Origin of the sequence: Cognatiyoonia sp. IB215446 (assembly GCF_033963825.1) — a bacterium.
GTDB lineage: Bacteria > Pseudomonadota > Alphaproteobacteria > Rhodobacterales > Rhodobacteraceae > Yoonia.
Map to the genome: position 1 here is coordinate 372512 of NZ_JAXBMD010000002.1, position 19278 is coordinate 391789.

Sequence of the window (19278 nt, forward strand, 5' to 3'; positions counted from 1 at the left end):
CGCGCAGCGGGTCTGGGCGGCAAGCGGGACCGTGCACTAACCGTAATGCGTGACCGGCGTGCCAGCGACGGCTGACATGTTCAGCAAACCGCGTGCTGTGATCGACGGTGTCACGATGTGGCAGCGGTTGCCCATCCCCATCAGGATCGGGCCGACCTCCAGCCCCCCGCCTTTCATCTTCAGGATGTTGCGCACGCCAGAGGCGGCGTCGGTATTGGCGAAGATCAACGTATTCGCCGCCCCATCAAGATGCGCGCCGGGAAAGACGCGGTTGCGGAGCTCGATATCCAGGGCCGCATCGATATGCATCTCACCTTCGTAAGCGAAATCGCGCGGGGTGCTGTCGAGGATTTCCATCGCTGCGCGCATCCGCCGCCCGCTATCGCTGTCGAGATTGCCGAACTGGCTGTGGGAGCACAGCGCGATTTTGGGTTCAACACCAAACCTGCGCACGTGGCGGGCAGCACCGATGACCGTTTCGGCGATCTGCTCAGGCGTGGGTTCAGGGTGAACCTGCGTATCGGCGACAAATAGCGGCCCGTCTTCAAGGATCATCAGCGAAAGGGCTGCGACCGGGTGGTAGTCATCTGTGCCGAGGATCTGGCAGACATAGTTGAGATGCCACAGGAACTGTCCGAATGTGCCACAGATCAGGCTGTCGGCCTCATCGCGGTGGACCATCACCGCACCAATGGCGGTTGTGTTCGTGCGCATGATGGCCTTGGCCAGATCGGGCGTGACACCTTTGCGGGCCATCAACTCATGATATGTGCCCCAATAATCGCGGTAACGCGGGTCGTTTTCGGGGTTCACAATACTGAAATCCACACCGGGGCGGATCTTCAAACCGGCCCGTTCGCAGCGCAGTTCGATCACTTCAGGGCGGCCGATCAGGATGGGCGTATCAGTGGTCTCTTCCATGATGGCCTGGCTCGCGCGCAAGACCCGTTCATCCTCGCCCTCGGCAAAAACGATCCGCCGGGCCGAGGTGCGGGCGGCGTCGAAGACGGGACGCATGATCATCGCCGATTTGAAGACAGAGCTGTCGAGGTTGGCCTTGTAGGCTTTCATATCCGTGATTGGGCGCGTGGCGACACCCGTTGCGCAGGCGGCACCTGCAACCGCACTTGCGACCACACCCATCAGGCGGGGATCGAATGGTTTCGGGATCAGGTAGTCTGCGCCAAAGGTGAGTTGTTCGCCTTTATAAGCCGCTGCGGCTTCGGCACTTGTGGTTGCGCGGGCGAGCGCTGCGATGCCCTCGACGCACGCAATCTTCATCTCGTCATTGATGTCGGTCGCACCAACGTCGAGCGCCCCTCGGAAAATGAAAGGAAAACAGAGGACGTTATTGACCTGATTGGGAAAATCGCTGCGGCCCGTGGCGATGATGGCGTCTGGATTGACCGCCCGCGCGGCGTCGGGATCGATCTCGGGCGTGGGATTGGCCAGCGCGAAGATGATAGGTCGGTCGGCCATCTTGGCAACCATGTCGGGCTTCAGCACGCCCGGTCCGGACAGACCCAGAAACAGATCGGCGCCGCCGATCACTTCATCCAGCGTGGCGGGCGTCGTCCCTTGGGCATATTCGGCCTTTTGCGGGGTCATGTCTTTTTCACGGCCCTGATAAACCAGGCCTTCGATATCGCAGAGCCACACATTCTCGCGCTTAACACCGAGTTTCAGTAGCATGTTTAGGCAGGCGATGCCCGCCGCGCCGCCACCGGTTGAGACGATCTTGATATCTTCAAACTTTTTGCCCGCAACCCGCAAGGCGTTCGTGGCTGCGGCGCCAACAACGATTGCTGTTCCATGCTGGTCATCGTGGAAGACGGGGATGTTCATCCGCTCTCGGCACAGCTTTTCGACGATAAAGCAATCAGGGGCCTTGATGTCCTCCAGATTGATCGCGCCGAAGGTCGGTTCCAACGCGCAAACGATATCGGCAAGCCTCTCTGGATCAGGTTCGTTCAACTCGATATCAAAGCAGTCGATATTGGCGAATTTCTTGAAGAGAACCGCCTTGCCCTCCATCACCGGTTTTGAGGCAAGCCCGCCGATATTGCCAAGGCCCAGCACCGCCGTTCCGTTCGAGACTACGGCCACAAGATTGCCCCGGGCGGTGTAGTCGCGGGCGACGCTGGGGTCGGCCTTGATCTCCAGACAGGCTTCGGCCACGCCGGGCGAATAGGCGCGCGCCAGATCGCGCCCATTGGCGAGCGGTTTGGTCGCGCGTATCTCCAACTTGCCGGGTTTGGGGAACTGATGATAGTCCAGTGCGGCCTGGCGCAGGCCCTCTTTCGCGTCGTCTGGCATCCCGTCCTCCCAATATGGTTTAATGTTAAACCATTTTCTCCCCGTAGGGGAAAGCGCCCTTGTGGTTAAACATGCTTAGGCGCCTCTTGCAAATCATTCCATGGCCTCACAGGGTGCGTTCTATGACACAAGACAATGACATCCGGGCCGAAATCTGCCTGTCCACGACTGACCTGCGCGCCGATCTGGGCTTTTTCGGCAATTTGCTGCGGATGCGGCTGGATATGATTTACCCGGCGGATGATCCCACGGTCGCGGTCTATTCGGGGCACGGGCTGCGCGTGCGGTTGGAGCAGGGGACGGGCCCGAACCCCGGATTGCGGATCCTGACGGATGATCCCTGCTTTGCGGATGGCGCCAAGGCGCTCGCCTCGCCGGGCGGCATACCGGTCGAAATCCACCCGCTGAACCCGCCGCTGATCCTGCCCGAAACCGATCACGCTTTTGTCGTGCGGCGCTTGGCCGACCAAGCGCCCTGGGTGATTGGCCGCGCGGGCATGCATTACCGCGATCTGATCCCCAGCCGTCTCGGTGGATCGATTATCGCCAGCCACATCCGCATCCCCGATGGCGGCCCGGTGCCGGATATGGTCCATTTCCACAAGGTCGGGTTCCAGCTGATCTTCTGCTATCGGGGCTGGGTTGACGTGGTCTACGAGGATCAGGGTCCGCCGATCCGGCTGACGGAGGGTGATTGTTTCATTCAGCCGCCCGAAATCCGGCACCGGGTGCTGGAGGCGTCCGACGGCATCGAAGTGATCGAAATCGGTGTGCCCGCCGAGCATATCACCGAGATTGATCACCAGATGGAGCTGCCCACGCCGGACCTGCGCCCGGATCGGGAATGGCAGGGGCAGAAATTCGTGTTCAATCAGGCCGCGAGTGCCGACTGGCAGCCATCACACCTGCCCGGTTTTATCGCGCGCGATACGACGATTGCAAAGAACACCAAGGACGTCGCGGGCGTGCAGGTTCTGCGCCGGGGCCAGGGGACGCCGGAATGGACGACCCATGACGCGGATATCCACTTTACCTTTGTGATGCAGGGGACCATGACGTTGGAAGGCCAGGGGAAGGTACCATACAAGTTGGAACACGGCGACGCCTTCGTGATCCCGCCGGGCATGGCGACCCGCTATGCCACGCCGTCCGACGATATCGAATTGCTCGAAGTCACCTTGCCCGGCGCGGTGACGACCCTTGCATCTGCCCCGAAGCCGGATCACTCTGCCTGAAACAAATGCGGAGCTTCCATGTCCCTGATCGATGCCGCCCGCGCGGTCCGCGAAAACGCACATGCCCCCTATTCGAAATTCAAGGTTGGCGCAGCTTTGCGTGCGACCTCCGGTAACGTTTACACGGGCTGCAATGTCGAAAACGTGGCCTATCCGGAGGGGACCTGCGCCGAGGCCGGGGCGATTGCTGCCATGGTGGCCGGGGGCGATACCGAGATCGCCGAAATCGCGGTGATCGCCGACAGCCCCAAACCGATCAGTCCCTGCGGTGGCTGCCGTCAGAAAATCGCCGAATTTGCCTCGGGCGACACCAAGGTTGTGTTGACAACGGTGGATGGCGTGACACAGGAAACGACGGTCGCCGAACTGCTGCCGGGCGTCTTCGATGCCGATTACATGAGCCGCGTCTAACCACATGGATGCCCGCGCGATCATAGCTGCCATCCGGCGCAATGAAGCACTGGAGCCTGCCGAGATCTGCTCGTTCGCGCGCGGCTTGGCGAATGGTGAAGTGAGCGACGCGCAAGCCGGCGCCTTTGCCATGGCGGTCTGCCTGAACGGATTATCCGATGCGGGCCGGGTCGCGCTGACCCAGGGCATGCGCGACAGCGGTGATGTGCTGGCATGGGATCTGCCGGGGCCGGTTTTGGACAAACACTCCACCGGTGGCGTGGGCGACTGCGTCTCACTGATCCTTGCACCGGTGCTTGCGGCTTGCGATGTCTATGTCCCGATGATCTCTGGCCGGGGGTTGGGCCATACCGGTGGGACTCTGGACAAGCTTGAGGCGATCCCCGGTGTGAACACCTATGTTAGCGAAACGCAATTTCGCAGTATCGCGGGCGAGATCGGCTGTGCGATTGTCGGCGCGACCGGGCAGATCGCACCTGCCGACAGACGCCTTTATGCGATCCGCGATGTGACGGCGACAGTCGAAAGCATCGACCTGATCACCTCCTCGATCCTGTCAAAGAAATTGGCGGCCGGTTTGGAGAGCCTGATCCTCGACGTCAAATGCGGTACCGGCGCGTTCATGAAGACGCCGAATGAGGCCCGAACCCTGGCTCGCGCTTTAGTGGACGCCGCAAATGGGGCGGGCTGCAAGACTGAAGCCATGATCACCGATATGAACGAACCTCTGGCGCCTGCTTTGGGCAATGCTGTTGAGGTGGCGATCTGCATGGAGGTGCTGGCGGGCAACAAAACCGCTGCCCCCCGGCTTTATGATCTGAGCTTTGCGCTTTGCGTGCGGCTGCTCGTCATGCAAGGCGAGAATGAAGACAAGGCCATCGGACGGGTCAGCCGTGCCATCGCCTCGGGTGCGGCGATGGAGCGTTTTGCCCGAATGGTCGCTGCTTTGGGTGGACCGCCAGATATGGCGCAGGACTGGCATACCCATCTGCCCAAAGCGCCGGTTGTCGGGGCTGTCACTGCCCCTGAAGGCGGGCAGATCGCGGCGATAGATGGGGAGGCGCTGGGCCTTGCGGTTGTGGGTCTGGGCGGCGGACGGCGGGTTGAGACGGACAGCATTGATCCGTCCGTGGGACTGACAGAGATGGTGGGCCTTGGCGATCAGGTCGCGCGCGGTGATCCGCTTTGCATCCTGCATGCCGCTGACGAAGAGAGCGCCGAGGCGGCGGCGCAGGCGGTGCGCGCGGCGATCACGATTGGCGCACGCGGCGCACGCGGTCCCTTGATTATCGAAAGGATCACTTGATGCCCCGTGCCTTTCTGATCGTGATTGACAGCGTCGGGATTGGCGGCGCGCCCGATGCGGATCGTTTCTTTAACGGTGATCTGCCGGATACCGGGGCAAATACGGTGGCCCATATCGCCGAAACTGCCGGATTACATGTTCCAACGCTGGATGCGCTGGGCTTTGGTGCCGCGGTCAAGCTCGCCTCTGGCATGGATGCACCCGGCCTTGGGCAGACGCCGGCAGGGGCGTGGGGTGCGGCGACTGAGGTGTCACCGGGCAAAGACACGCCCTCGGGCCATTGGGAATTGGCAGGTGTGCCCGTGCCATGGGACTGGCATGTGTTTCCCGAGCAGGTTCCGGCTTTCCCCGGTGATCTGACCGCGGAGATTTGCGCCAAGGCGAGCACAGAGGGAATCCTTGGCAATTGTCATGCCTCCGGGACTGCGATCATCGTCAAGCATGGAGACGAACACCTGAAAACCGGCTGGCCAATCTGCTACACCTCCGCCGATAGCGTTCTGCAGATTGCAGCGCATGAGGATCATTTCGGCCTCGACCGGCTGCATCAGCTTTGCGCCGATCTCGCGCCCACCTTGCACGCAATGAAAGTGGGTCGGGTCATTGCGCGCCCCTTTGTCGGCGAGCCAGGTCATTTCACCCGCACTGCCAACCGCAAGGATTTTGCCATCGCGCCCCCCGCGCCGACGATCTGTGATGATGTGCATGGTGCCGGGCGCAAGGTTTATGCGGTGGGCAAGATCGGCGACATCTTTTCGATGCGCGGCATTGACGATCTGCGCAAGGGGCGGGACGCGGCGCTGATGGATCACCTTCATAACCTTGTGGATGAGGCTGAGGACGGTGCCTTCATCTTCGCCAATCTCGTGGAATTCGACAGCGAATACGGGCACCGGCGTAACCCGCAAGGATATGGTAAGCACCTTGAATGGTTCGATGAGGCATTGGCCCAACTGCTGCCCAAACTGCGCGCCGATGACCTGTTGATCGTCACTGCCGACCACGGCAATGACCCAACGTGGCCCGGCACCGATCACACCCGCGAACGGGTGCCTGTGCTGGTGCATGGGATCGGGGCCAATGCACTGGGGCATCTGGCGTTCACCGATGTTGCCGCTAGCGTAGCTGACCATCTTGAGGTGCTGTATAGCGGCGAAGGAAGAAGCTTTCTATGACATTCCAATCGACACCCAAGATCGAGTTGCACACCCATCTGGAAGGCTGCGCCCCGCCTGCTTTCATCCGAGGATTGGCGGCGGAGAAAAGCATCGATCTGGGCAAGATCTTCACACCCGATGGCGGCTACGCCTTCCGCGACTTCGACCATTTCCTGCAAGTCTATGAAGCCGCTTGCACCACCTTACAAAGCCCTGAAGATTTCCGCCGCCTCACCATGGCCGTGCTTGAGGAAACGGCGTCACATGGCGTCGTCTATATGGAAACCTTCGTCTCGCCCGATTTTTGCGGCGGCGGGGACCTGAGCGCGTGGCGCGAATACCTCGCGGCCATCGAAGATGCAGCGAATGAGGCTGAGGCGAAGCTGGGCATCACCCTCAAAGGCATCGTCACCGGCATCCGCCATTTTGGGCCTGAGGCCTGCAAACCAGCCGCAAAATGTGCTGTCGAAACCTTCGGCAGCTTCATCACCGGCTATGGCATGGCGGGTGGAGAGATGGTGGGCCGCCCCGGCGATTACGCCTATAGCTTCGACATGGCGCGCGAGGCGGGGATGCCGCTGACCTGTCACGCAGGCGAATGGGGCGGGGCCGATATGGTCGCCGACACGATCCGCGATCTAAACGTGGTCCGGATCGGCCACGGGATCGGCGCGGCAAGCGATCCGGCGCTGGTCGAGGAAATCGCCGAGAAAGGGATCGTGCTTGAGGTTTGCCCCGGCTCCAACGTGGTTCTGAATGCAGTGAACGGTTGGGCCGATCACCCGATCGTCAAGCTGCGTGATGCGGGCGTCAAAGTCACGGTTTCGACGGACGATCCGCCGTTCTTTCATACGACGATGACCGCCGAATACGACATGCTCAACAAAACATTCGGCTGGGACGAGGATGATTTCAAAGCGATCAACGAAACCGCCCTTGCCGCCGCCTTTTGCGATGATGACACCCGCGCCCGCGTGGCCAAACGACTGGAGCCTGCCACATGACCGACCACGTCACCCATGTCACTCACCCGCTGGTGCAGCACAAGCTGACGCTAATGCGGAAAAAGGACACCTCGACCGCGAGTTTCCGGCAGCTCTTGCGCGAGATCAGTCAGCTACTGGCCTATGAGGTGACGCGCAATCTGCCCATGACGACCCGCGCCATCGAAACGCCGCTGGAGCCGATGGATGCCCCGGTGATCGACGGTAAGAAACTGGCGCTCGTCTCGATCCTGCGGGCGGGAAACGGGCTCTTGGATGGGATCCTGGAACTGATCCCCTCGGCCCGCGTCGGGTTTGTGGGGCTTTACCGGGATGAAGAGACGCTGAAACCGGTGCAATACTATTTCAAGGTCCCGACCGAGTTGGACGGTCGGTTAGTCATCGCTGTAGATCCGATGCTGGCGACCGGGAACTCCTCCGTCGCGGCAATCGACCTTTTGAAGGAGTCTGGCGCGAAGAATATTCGCTTCCTCTGCCTGCTCGCCGCGCCCGAAGGGATTGCGCGGATGAAAGAGGCGCACCCCGATGTGCCCATCGTGACGGCGGCGATTGACAGTCACCTGAATGAGCATGGCTATATCGTGCCAGGCCTCGGCGATGCGGGCGACCGGATGTTCGGGACGAAGTAGCCACTCAGGCGGGTTCGGTTCGCGCTACTAGCAAATATGCCGTTGCCGCACTTAAAAGCGACAGCGCGACGCCTGCCCACGCGGCAGCGGCAAAGCCTGCGATCAGATCGTCTGCCGCGCCGATCAGGACAAGCCCCAGAAACGCCGTGGCAAGCAGGCCGGCGATGCGCGAGATCGCATTGTTGATCCCCGATGCTACGCCGGTGTAGCGCGCGCCCGCGCTGTTCAGCACCGCAGTGGTCAGCGGCGCAACCGATGCCGCCATGCCAAGCGCCATCACGATCAGGCCGGGAAAAAGGTGCAACCAATAGACAACCTCGCCCGAAGGTATCTGGGCAAACAACGCAAAGCCGAGTGCCACTAGCACAGAGCCTGCGACAAGCAAGGTGCGGGTGCCATACCTGTCGGTCATCGCTCCACCGACGAAGCGCGACAAAAGCCCCATGACGAGCGGAAAGGGCAGAATGGCCGCGCCCGCGGCGGTCGCGCTATAGCCTAGTTCGCGGATCAGGACGTAAGGCAGCAGGACGAGCAGCCCGCCCAAAGCCGCGTAAAGGCAAAGCGTCAGCAACGACAGGCCGGAGAAGGTCGGGTTGTGGAACAGGACTAGTGGAGTCATCGCCGCGTCGCCAAGACGGCGTTCGACCGCAACAAAGCTGAACAGCAGGGCTGTGCCGATGACCAAAGCTGCGAGGACGGGCGCAGTCGGGCCCTGATCCGGCAGGGCGATCAACGCCCAAATCAGTGCGAAGAGCCCTGACCCGGACAATCCCGCTCCGGTCCAGTCGAGCGCCGAGGAATCCTCGCGCGCCTTGCTTTCGCGCACCGACTTTCTCGCGACGATCATCGCGTAAATCGCTATGGGCGTGACGGCGACAAAGGCCCACCGCCACCCAGCGACATCGACAATGATGCCACCCAAGAGCGGCGCTGCAGCCCCCGCAGCTGCCCCAGCTGCCGCCCAGGTCCCAATCGCCGCACTCCGCGCGCGTCCGGAAAACCCATCAGCGATAATGGCGAGCGAGGTGGGGGCGAGCATTGCAGCCCCGATCCCCTCTAGCGCACGGCCAAAGAGCAGAACGGGCAGGGACCAAGCGACCGCGCAGATGATGCAAGCCACCGAAAAGATGCCCAAGCCCCACTGAAAGATCAGCTTGCGCCCATAGATATCGCCCATGGCACCGCCGATGAGGACGAGGGCACCCAATGGCAGCAGATAAGCATTCACGATCCATTGGATGCCCGTTGGTCCTGCGTCAAAGGTGGCCTCCATCTGCGGCAGGGCGACGTTGATGATCGAACCGACGATGAAGGCGAGGCTTGACCCAAGGATCGTCGCCAAAAGGGTGCCTTTGGGGTCAAGGCAATCGCCTTCGCTCCCCTCTGCGCGCGCCGCCTCTGTGGCACAGGGAAATGGCAGTGCATTTGTCATAGCGTGTCGATACATTGGTGGCGGGGCGAAGGCATGTGCGTCCTTTGCTATTCCTGCTTATGCGCGACGTTAATCCCTTGTGTAAGACATGTCTGCCTTTCTGTGTGTCCTTGCTGACACTCAGTAACCTGGTGCACGTTTTTGAAAGCCGGTCTTGGTCTGTGCAAATCCTGCCTTGGCATAGAAGCGCAAGGTTGCCGCCTGCTTTGAGCCGGTCATCAGCATCACCTTGTAGCACCCCTCGGACCATGCGCGATCACAGGCGGCATTGAGGACTTGTGTCGCATACCCCTGGTTCCGATGATCTTCATGCGTGACGACATTTTCGATCAGCGCATATGGGTGGCCAGAGCGTGAAAGGTTGGGGATAACGACCAGAACACAGGAAGTGACGAAGATGCGGTCCTTGGTTCCGACAAGGATTGCACTGCCGCCATAGCGCAGAAAGCGCGCAAAATTGTCCTCCGCACGGGTGGGCGAACAAGGCGGATCATCGGGGCTGAGATGCCTATAGAGTTCCAGCAGTTGCGGCAAGTCGTCTGCCGCGATCGGTCGAAGCGTCAACTCCGTCTTCTCATTGCCCGGCATTAGAAGCTCTAAACATCACAGATGTTCTGCAGGCTGACCCAGTCGCTGTCGGTCAGAAGCGCAGGAACATCGGTGCCTTGCAGAGGGTCGCCACCCAGATCAGGCATCGTGCCGGTGCGTGCATCCGCGACGGCAAGGAATGGTGCTTGCGGCACCTGTGCATCGGCGAGCGCGTCGCGCAGCAAGTCCGCTGGCGCGTCTTGCGCGTTTTCCGTCAGCAGCGCCGCTGCAGCGTCTTGCAGAATGGTTGCGGGGATCTCTCCGGTGGTCAGCAGCCTGAATGTGACGCCAAGCCCGGCGTTGTGGAGTAATTCCTCTAGCGGGTCCATGTGGGTCAACGCGGCACGACTGCCCAGAATGAAGCCTGCGGCTGCGGCGGGGTCGTCTGAAGACCGCAAGAGCGCGTAATCTACAACGACCAAATCGCCGGGAAGGGCAAGGGCACCGGCGGGCAAATCCGGAACCACGATGATTTGTGTGAGTGTCTGCGCCCCAAAAAGCCGCGCTGTCAGTCGTTTACTGGCATCGTTGGCGCGGGGTTCATTGCACACTGCACCAGTTTCCCCCTGCAGGTAGCCGAGCATTGTCGCGCCGATCTCGACCCGCTTGGGAAAAGGAACAACGGCAAGCGTTTGCCGGATTAGCGCGCCGGGCAGCCAAATGATCGCGAGTGCCATCGCCGCCACAACGATCCCACCCGTGATCCAGTGGCGCAGCTTACCTGGCTTGGGCCGCGCCTTGTCGAGCGCTGCGCGGACCTCTTCGATGGCGTCAATCATCAAATCGTCGGAAATCTCGACAAGCTCGCCGCCATGGTCGTCCGGTGCATAGAGGGCCGGGTGCTCTCCGGGGTTTCGTCGCACAATGGCGGGCAAAGACCAATGCGCCAGTGGCCGTGCAGTGCCGTCGGCGATCACCAAGGTCGCATCGCCAAACGAAATCACCACATCACGACGCTGCGCCTCTGCATCCGCGCGCCAGATACCACCACTCTCAAGCCGCTGATACTTATCAAGCGCTGTCATCGCCCAAGCTGCCCCTTTTTCTTGCCAGAATATCTGGTCAAGTGGCACTTGTCATCTGGGCTATGTTGAAGACCGTTTTCCGAAGCCTACGCAACGGGTGCGGTCCATCTGCTTCGAACGGTCTTCTCGTAGCGAGGCGTTCCACCTGAGCCTCGGACACTTTTGCTCACACGCGAATGCGGATGCGACCCTGGCGCAGTTCGACGTCGACATCCTCGAGCGCGACGCTACCGGCCGCCAGACCTGTTGACCTGCATCGTGTGTTGCTTCCCTCAAGCCCGGCCTCCAGCGTTTCGGCCGAAGCCCTGTTGAAAAATGCCAGGTTCCGCATGACTTCTTCACCATTCACGGTGGCAGCAGACCGCCGAAGCAGTTCACGGTTGAATTGGGTGGTGTAAGACCTTCCTTCGCCAGCATAAGCGCCACACAGAAATACTTCGCCAGCACGCTCAATCGCCATAAACCGATATACCATCACGCTGTCATCGTTCCAGCGGACACTTCCGCCGTCAAAACTTGCAGCGACAACCGGATCACTTGCAGCTACGCCGGTAGTTGCATTCACGGAAGCGCCGTTTTGTGATCCTGTTTCGGCGGGTAGACACGCAGAGAGCGAAAGTCCGACCGCGATGGCAGAAAGCGATTTTGTAATCTTGAAAGGCATAGATCGTTCCCAGTTTTATCAGTGTTTTGAGTGGTTAACTGCACCAATTGTCATTGCCAAGGCTCATTTACGCGATGGTGATCTTTTCTTTTGAGGCGATGCGAAGACGCCTTTTTGAAAGCTCCAATTTCGGCCCAATGATGTATTGGCGTCGGCACTGCAGTGCTAACAGATATGGCAACTTCCGGTCCTCCGCTCACTCAGAAGTAGAGCGTGAGTGTCGTTCTGGATTTCGAGAGCTGTTAGTCGATTGCACTTTGAGATTGTGGATTCATTGTCGGGAGTAAGAGACACGAGCCCCAAAGGACCGGTACTCAGCATGTCGGAAACAGACTTGACCCATTGCTGCCCCGCCGGGCCAACTGAACTTAGCCAGTGAGAAGAGGTGTGCCGATGTCCAATGATCCATTGCTCCAGCCGTTTCAGTTGAAGCATCTGACATTGCGCAACCGGGTGATGACCACCAGTCACGAACCGGCCTATCCCGAAGACGGAATGCCGAAAGAACGCTACATCGCGTATCACGCGGAGCGGGCCAAGGCCGGCGTCGCGCTCACGATGACGGCGGGCTCTGCCGTTGTGTCACGTGACAGCCCGCCATCGTTCAACAATGTGCTGGCCTATAAGGATGAGGTGGTGCCGTGGATCAGGCAGTTGACCGACGCCTGTCATGCATATGGCTGTGCCGTTATGATCCAGCTGACCCATCTGGGGCGGCGCACAGGTTGGAACAAGGGCGATTGGCTGCCATCCATTTCGTCCGGCCCGCATCGGGAACCGGCGCATCGTGCCTTTGCGAAGATCGTCGAGGATTGGGATATCGCGCGGGTGATCGCCAATTTTGCAGATGCTGCCGAGCGGATGAAACAGGGCGGCATGGATGGGATCGAGATTGAGGCTTACGGCCATCTGATCGATCAATTCTGGTCGCCGTTGACCAACGCGCTCGACGGCCCCTACGGGGCCTTCTCGCTTGAGACCCGGATGCGGTTCGGTCTCGATATCATTGATGCCGTGCGGGAGCGGGTGGGGCCGGATTTCATCGTCGGCATCCGCTACACAGCGGATGAGGCTGCGAAAGGGGGGATCACGCCTGAGGTTGGGCTTGAGATGGCACAGGTCCTGAAAGCGACGGGCAAGATCGACTTCTTCAACGTGATTAGGGGGCGGGTGCATTCGGATCCGGCGCTGACAGATGTGATCCCGCTGCAGGGTATGGCATCGGCGCCTCATCTCGATTTCGCGGGGGCTGTGCGCGCGGCGACGGGCCTGCCAACCTTTCATGCGGCGCGCATTCCTGACGTTGCAACTGCGCGCCATGCGATCTCTGCCGGGCTGCTGGATATGGTGGGGATGACGCGCGCTCATATGGCTGATCCGCATATCGTGCGGAAGGTTATGGAGGGCCGTGAGGATGATATCCGGCCCTGTGTGGGTGCCACCTATTGCCTCGACCGGATTTATCAGGGGGGCGAGGCGCTTTGCATCCACAACGCCGCTACGGGCCGCGAATTGCAGATGCCGCAGGTGATCAGCCCGGCAGAGACGCGCAGGAAGATCGTGGTTGTTGGTGCGGGGCCCGGCGGGCTGGAAGCTGCGCGTGTTTGTGCGGAACGTGGGCATGATGTGACGGTGTTTGAGGCGGCTGACCAGCCCGGTGGGCAGATCCGGCTGACCGCGCAATCGCCACGCAAGCGCGAGATGATCGGGATTATCGATTGGCGTATGGCGCAATGTGCCGCGCGTAATGTGCGTTTTCAGTTCAACACTTATGCGGAGGCGGCCGATGTCACCGCGCTTGCACCTGATGTGGCAATCATCGCAACTGGCGGATTGCCGAACCTTGAGCTCTTCGAAACGTGTGGTGAGGCTGCGCATGTGATCAGCACCTGGGATATTCTTTCCGGCGATGTGAAGCCTGCGGGGCGCGTGCTGATCTATGATGAAAGCGGCGATAACCCGGGGCTGCAGGCGGCTGAGATGGCGGCTGAGGTGGGGGCTAATGTGGAGGTGATGACCCCAGACCGCAGTATTGCGCCCGAGGTGATGGGGATGAACCTGACGCCTTACCTACGCAATTTGCAGAAATTCGGCGTGCGTTTGACGGTGGCAGAGCGGCTCTTGGGCGTGGTGCGCGACGGGAACCAGTTGGCGGCCACGATCGGGACGGATTATAGTGATTTCACCAAGGTTCAGCATTACGATCAGGTGGTTGTGAATTACGGGACGCGGCCTTTGGATGACCTCTATTTCGATTTGCGTGACGGGTCCTCAAACGGTGGGCAACTAGATCACGATGCTTTCATTGCTGGTGGGCCGCAGGCATTGCGGGTGAACCCGGATGGGGCCTATCAGCTGTTTCGGATTGGTGATGCCGTGTCGTCGCGCAATACGCATGCGGCGATTTATGATGCGTTGCGCCTGTGTCATGTGATGTGATGCCAGGTGTCGCTGTTTCGCTGGCGCGAAAGGCGCCCCACCCGCCATCCCGTGGGGCCCGTCACATGTATTTTGCCAGTTTGCGCAGCTCGAATTTCTGAATTTTGCCGGTCGATGTTTTTGGCAGTTCCTGAAATACCACCTTTTTCGGTGTTTTGAAGCCCGCCAGGCGTTCACGGGTGAAGGCGATTATTTCGGCCTCATCGGCTTTGGCGCCGTCTTTCAACTCGATAAAGGCGCAGGGCACCTCGCCCCATTTTTCGTCTGGCTTGGCGACTACGGCGCAGAGGTTGACGGCGGGGTGGTGCATCAGCGCGCCTTCCACTTCGACCGAACTGATGTTTTCGCCGCCTGAGATGATGATGTCTTTCGCGCGGTCGGAAATCTGGATAGACCCGTCAGGATGCTGGATTGCCAGATCTTCGGAGTGGAAATAGCCGCCAGCAAAGGCCGTTTCGGTAGCTTCAGGATTTTTCAGATACCCCTTCATGACCGCATTCCCGCGCATCACGATCTCGCCTTGCGCTGCTCCATCCATGGCGACCTGTGCCATGTGGTCGTCAACGACTGTCACATCCTCCATCATCGGAAAAGCGACGCCTTGGCGGGCCTTGATTGCGGCTTGTTCGTCGCTTGGGAGCGTGTCCCACCCTGCATCCCAGATGCATTCGGTCACGTGGCCATAGGTCTCGGTCAGCCCGTAGACCTGTTTGACGTTGAAGCCAAGCTTGCTGATGGCGGCGAGCGTGGCCGGAGCAGGCGGTGCGCCTGCGGTGAACACTTGGACGATGTGTTCGAACGCGCGGCGGTCCGTGTCGACCGCGTTGACGATCATGTTCAGTACGATCGGCGCCCCCCCGAAATGGGTCACGTCCTCATCAGCAATGGCATCATAGATCGCCTTGGCGCTGATATCGCGGCAACAGATCACGGTGCCGCCGAGGCTCGGCATCATCCAGGTATGGTTCCAGCCGTTGCAATGAAAAAGCGGTACGATCTGCAGATAGCGCATGAAAAGCGGCAACTCCCACGAGATCGGTGTGCCCATCGTCATCAGATAAGCGCCGCGATGGTGGTAGACGACGCCTTTGGGACGGCCCGTGGTGCCGGACGTGTAGTTCAGAGCAAGGCTTTCCCATTCATCCTCGGGCATGATCCATTTGAAATCCGGGTCGCCGGTCGCCAGAAAATCTTCGTAATTCTGTTGTTCGGCCATGGCGTGTACGCCCGCCTCGTCATCGGGGACTTCGATGATCAGCGGGGCGGGCCCTTCCATCAGGTCGATCGCGGCCATCGCCAGCGGCAAGAACTGGCTGTCAACGAGTGCTACCTTCGCCTCGCCGTGATCGAAGATATAGGCGACCGTATCCACATCGAGCCGTGTGTTGATCGTGTTCAGCACCGCACCACAGGCGGGTACGCCAAAAGCGGCCTCTGACTGGGCAGGGACATTCGGCAGGATGGTGGCGACCACATCGCCGGAGGCGATCCCTACCTTTGTGAGGGCCGAGGCCAGTTGCGAGACGCGTTTGTAATACTCTGCATAGGTCCGGCGAATGCTGCCGTAGACCAGAGCCTCGCGCTCCGCAAAGACCAATGCGGCCCGCTGCAAATGCGAGAGCGGCGTCAGCGGAACATAATTCGCCGCCCTTTTGCCGAGGCCCGTTTCATCACGCATCCAACCCATCTGTCGATCCTCCCAAATCTTTCGCCATAAGAAAGGAAGTTCAGCCGGTCTGACAAGTCTCAATTGTCAGACATTTGGAGAGGGGCTGCGATATCGCCTTACTTTTGAACGCCTATTCTTTGCCGAAGAGGGCTTTGGGTGCGACCATCGGAATACTTAGCTGGCCGGATAAGCATTTGCGAGTTTGGAGATTTGTTGCGCGTTGAGACAAAAAAGCGGGCAAGGATATTGCCCGCTTTGGTTACAGATTTGATCCGTAAGGTTTAGGCCGCTTTCGCCTCTTGCCCGAAGCGCTGGTAGAAGGACTGACCTTTCTCCGCCATCTCGCGCAGCAGATCCGGTGTCTTGAAACGGTCGCCGAACGCAGCGGTGAGTTCATCACACCGTTCCGCCGCATAAGGTGCGCCGATGATGTCGAGCCAACTGAACGGTCCGCCTGACCATGGGGCAAAGCCCCAGCCGAGGATCGCGCCTACATCGCCTTCGCGGATGTCCTCCAGTACGCCTTCTTCCAGCGCGCGGACGGCTTCGAGCACCTGCGCGAAGAGCAGACGATGCTGCACGGTGGTCAGGTCGGGCTGCTCATCGGCGGCGGGGTATTGTGCCGCAAGGCCGTCCCACAGACCCTGACGTTTTCCTTTCTCGTCATAGGCATAGAAGCCGGAGTTGGATTTGCGGCCGAGACGTTCCTGATCGAACATCCAAAATAGCACCTCGTCCACGGCCTCGTTCGGGTAGGCGTCGCCCATCGCGGCCTTGGTGGCTTTCGCGATTTTCACGCCGAGATCGATGGAGGTCTCATCAGTCAGTTGTAGCGGACCCAAAGGCATGCCGACCAGCTTGGCCGCGTTCTCGATCAGCGCAGGCTCAACCCCCTCCTTCACCATCCGGATACCTTCGTTGATGTAAGGGATGATGCAGCGATTGGCATAGAAGAACCGTTCGTCATTGACGACAATCGGGGTCTTCTTGATCTGGCGTACATAGTCGAGCGCCTTGGCGACGGCGACAGGACCCGTCTCCTTGCCTTTGATGATCTCGACCAGCAGCATCTTGTCGACGGGGCTGAAGAAGTGGATGCCGATGAACTTCTCGGGATCGTTTGACGCCTTGGCGAGCTCTGTGATCGGCAGGGTTGATGTGTTGGTCGCGAAGATGCAATCGGGGCCGGTGACGGCCTGCACCTTGGCGGTGACGTCGGCCTTGACGCCCACATCCTCGAACACGGCCTCGACGATCAGGTCACAGCCCTCAAGGGCGGCATAGTCGGTGGTGGCGTTGATCAAGCCCAGCACGGCCTCTTTCTTTTCCTCGGTCGCCTTTTTGCGGGCGATGCCCTTATCCATGTAGGCGGTCGTGTATGACTTGCCCTTGTCGGCGGCTTCCTGGCTTGAGTCGATCAGGACAACTTCGATCCCCGCGAGCGCCGAGACCAGCGCGATACCCGCGCCCATCATGCCTGCGCCGATGACACCGACCTTGCTGACTTTCTGATCTGGGGCTTCGGGGCGGTTCGCACCTTTCTCCAAAGCTTCCTTGTTGATGAAGATGCTGCGGATCATGGCCGAGGATGACGGGTTCATCAGCACATTGGTGAACCAGCGCGCCTCGATCTTCAGCGCCTGATCGAAGGGGACAAGTGCGCCTTCATAGACGGCAGACAACAGCGCCTTGGCCGCAGGATAGACCCCTTGGGTCTTGCCGTTGACCATGGCCGACGCGCCGACAAAGGTCATGAAACCTGCAGGATGGTAAGGCGCACCGCCAGGCATCTTATAGCCCTTTTCGTCCCATGGCTTGACGATCTTGGGCTCAGAGAGAACCCATTCCTTGGCTTTCGCGAGCAATTCGTCGGCAGGGACGACTTCGTCAATCACACCAGCAGCTTTGGCTTTCTTTGGGTCGTTCAGCTTGCCTTCGAGCAACAGCGGAGATGCGGCCATGGCCCCCAGCTTGCGGACCAGACGGGTCGTCCCGCCTGCGCCGGGGAAGATACCGACCATGATCTCAGGCAGGCCGATTTTGGCCTTGGGATTGTCGGCGGCAAAAATGCGGTGACAGGCCAGCGGCACTTCCAGACCGATGCCAAGCGCCGTGCCGGGCAGGGCGGCGGCAATCGGCTTGCCCCCTTTGTTGGTCTTGGGATCCATGCCCGCCCGCTCGATCTTGCGCAGCATGTGATGACCGGCCATAGTGAAATCAAATAGACCTTGCGCCGGGTTCTCACCGCTTTCATCACGGATGCTGGCCAGCACGTTCAGGTCCATCCCGCCAGCAAATGTATCCTTGCCAGATGTGATGATGATGCCCTTAACCGTATCATCGGCCAGCGCATCATCCACAAGCTTGTTGAGAAGCTGCATGGAATCGCGGCTCATCACATTCATGGATTTGCCGACAATGTCCCAGGTGATTGTCGCGACGCCGTCCGCGTCGATGGCCATGGTGAAATCAGTCATTAGGTGTCCTTTCAGGATCGATAACAAGATCGGGCAGCGTTGGCTTTTCCGCCACTTCAGCCCAGAGATGAAAGCGACCTTCGCCATTTCTGATGGCGTTGGTCGAATGTGTTTCACGCCACTGGCCATCAGCACAACGCTTGAGCCGAACGCGGTTGGGGTAGGGTGGGATGAGGCGCGTGCCATGACGGATCAGATGGCTTTCATGCACACCGCGGATGTCATCTTCGGTGTGAAAGTACGCCTCTTTGGCGATCCGAAAGAAATCGGTCATGCCAGTGTCGCGGTATTTCTCGGCAAAGAGGTAAAATGTCCGCTCCATGTCGTCGGTTGTCGTGACAAGCTGCGTTCCCGTTTCGGTCTGCATCGTATGGGGCAACTCAATCGTTTCACGAAACGCAGCAAAATCCCCCGCCATCAGCGACGCCGTCGTCCGGTCAAGATGATCCTGATAGATCAGCAAGGCCCGTTTGTTGCTCATACGATGCGGATCAAGTGCCTGCGCCTGCGGCTGATCAGCGGCCAGGGCATAGTCCGATGAAGTGATTTTCCACTGTCCTTGCAAGCGCTCCAGTACGGAAAACACCGGGTAGGGCGGGACCACATCATTGCCATGGGCCAGCACATAGCTGGTATGCGTGGCCTCAACCCGGTCAGGCCCGCAAAAGGCCGCAGCCTCGCAGACCCGCCGCAATTCCGTCACGCCCATGGATTGGAAACACTCACACATCTGTTCAAACGCTGTACGCAGATCGTCACGCGTTAGCAGCCGGATTTCGCTTTCGGCTGTTGTCATGGTCTGCGGCAATCCGAAGGCTGAGGCAAAGCTTTCAAAGTCGTGCTGCATCAGAGCGTTGGCCGTGACATTCAGCAGGTGTTCTGAAATTTCCTTGGCCGTCTTCAGTTCGGGTTGCCGCATACAAAAC

The 19278-nt window shown here is 59.9% G+C and carries 15 protein-coding genes; 7 read left to right on the top strand and 8 right to left on the bottom strand.

All coding sequences use genetic code 11. The features are described from left to right. Positions 1–36: 36 nt before the first annotated feature. Complete coding sequence (locus tag SLH49_RS09350) at positions 37–2316, bottom strand: NADP-dependent malic enzyme (RefSeq protein WP_320268897.1); 2280 nt, start codon at positions 2314–2316, stop codon at positions 37–39. A 122-nt stretch (positions 2317–2438) separates the two neighbouring features. Here SLH49_RS09350 and SLH49_RS09355 point away from each other — a divergent pair, with 122 nt between their 5' ends. Genes SLH49_RS09355 through upp form a run of 6 tightly spaced genes read left to right on the top strand, consistent with a single transcriptional unit; the run spans position 2439 to position 8058 of the window. Then, a complete protein-coding gene (locus SLH49_RS09355; protein WP_320268898.1) occupies positions 2439–3551 on the top strand; it encodes a cupin domain-containing protein in 1113 nt (370 codons plus the stop codon). Between the two features lie 18 nt (positions 3552–3569). Then, positions 3570–3962, top strand: a complete 393-nt coding sequence (locus SLH49_RS09360) for a cytidine deaminase (protein ID WP_320268899.1) — start codon at positions 3570–3572, stop codon at positions 3960–3962. 4 nt (positions 3963–3966) lie between these two features. Continuing rightward, entirely contained in the window at positions 3967–5268 is a 1302-nt protein-coding gene (locus SLH49_RS09365) for a thymidine phosphorylase (RefSeq protein ID WP_320268900.1), read from the top strand. Then, on the top strand, positions 5268–6443 hold the full coding sequence (locus SLH49_RS09370; RefSeq protein WP_320268901.1) for a phosphopentomutase: 1176 nt from the start codon (positions 5268–5270) through the stop codon (positions 6441–6443). Before SLH49_RS09365 ends, SLH49_RS09370 begins: the two co-directional genes overlap by 1 nt. Beyond that, a complete protein-coding gene (locus SLH49_RS09375) occupies positions 6440–7429 on the top strand; it encodes an adenosine deaminase (protein WP_320268902.1) in 990 nt (329 codons plus the stop codon). The genes SLH49_RS09370 and SLH49_RS09375 overlap by 4 nt, the downstream gene beginning before the upstream one ends. Continuing rightward, a complete protein-coding gene (gene upp / locus SLH49_RS09380; protein ID WP_320268903.1) occupies positions 7426–8058 on the top strand; it encodes a uracil phosphoribosyltransferase in 633 nt (210 codons plus the stop codon). The genes SLH49_RS09375 and upp overlap by 4 nt, the downstream gene beginning before the upstream one ends. A 4-nt stretch (positions 8059–8062) precedes the next feature. Here the strand turns inward: upp and SLH49_RS09385 are convergent, their stop codons facing one another. The 4 genes from SLH49_RS09385 to SLH49_RS09400 form a co-directional block, all read right to left on the bottom strand. Then, complete coding sequence (locus SLH49_RS09385; RefSeq protein WP_320268904.1) at positions 8063–9490, bottom strand: MFS transporter; 1428 nt, start codon at positions 9488–9490, stop codon at positions 8063–8065. A 120-nt stretch (positions 9491–9610) separates the two neighbouring features. After that, positions 9611–10054 (bottom strand): GNAT family N-acetyltransferase, encoded by a 444-nt coding sequence (locus SLH49_RS09390; protein WP_320268905.1) that lies wholly within the window; start codon positions 10052–10054, stop codon positions 9611–9613. A 32-nt stretch (positions 10055–10086) separates the two neighbouring features. After that, positions 10087–11103, bottom strand: a complete 1017-nt coding sequence (locus SLH49_RS09395) for a hypothetical protein (protein WP_320268906.1) — start codon at positions 11101–11103, stop codon at positions 10087–10089. A gap of 166 nt (positions 11104–11269) precedes the next feature. Then, positions 11270–11767, bottom strand: coding sequence for a hypothetical protein (locus tag SLH49_RS09400; protein ID WP_320268907.1), 498 nt, complete (start codon positions 11765–11767; stop codon positions 11270–11272). Between the two features lie 393 nt (positions 11768–12160). Between SLH49_RS09400 and SLH49_RS09405 the strand changes: the two genes are divergently transcribed. Continuing rightward, entirely contained in the window at positions 12161–14206 is a 2046-nt protein-coding gene (locus tag SLH49_RS09405) for an NADH:flavin oxidoreductase (protein WP_320268908.1), read from the top strand. Positions 14207–14267: 61 nt separating this feature from the next. Here the strand turns inward: SLH49_RS09405 and SLH49_RS09410 are convergent, their stop codons facing one another. From SLH49_RS09410 to SLH49_RS09420, 3 genes are all read right to left on the bottom strand, one after another. Continuing rightward, positions 14268–15893, bottom strand: a complete 1626-nt coding sequence (locus SLH49_RS09410; RefSeq protein ID WP_320268909.1) for an AMP-binding protein — start codon at positions 15891–15893, stop codon at positions 14268–14270. Between the two features lie 263 nt (positions 15894–16156). Beyond that, entirely contained in the window at positions 16157–18352 is a 2196-nt protein-coding gene (locus SLH49_RS09415; protein ID WP_320268910.1) for a 3-hydroxyacyl-CoA dehydrogenase NAD-binding domain-containing protein, read from the bottom strand. Further along, positions 18345–19271, bottom strand: coding sequence for a hypothetical protein (locus SLH49_RS09420; RefSeq protein ID WP_320268911.1), 927 nt, complete (start codon positions 19269–19271; stop codon positions 18345–18347). Before SLH49_RS09420 ends, SLH49_RS09415 begins: the two co-directional genes overlap by 8 nt. Positions 19272–19278 lie beyond the last annotated feature (7 nt).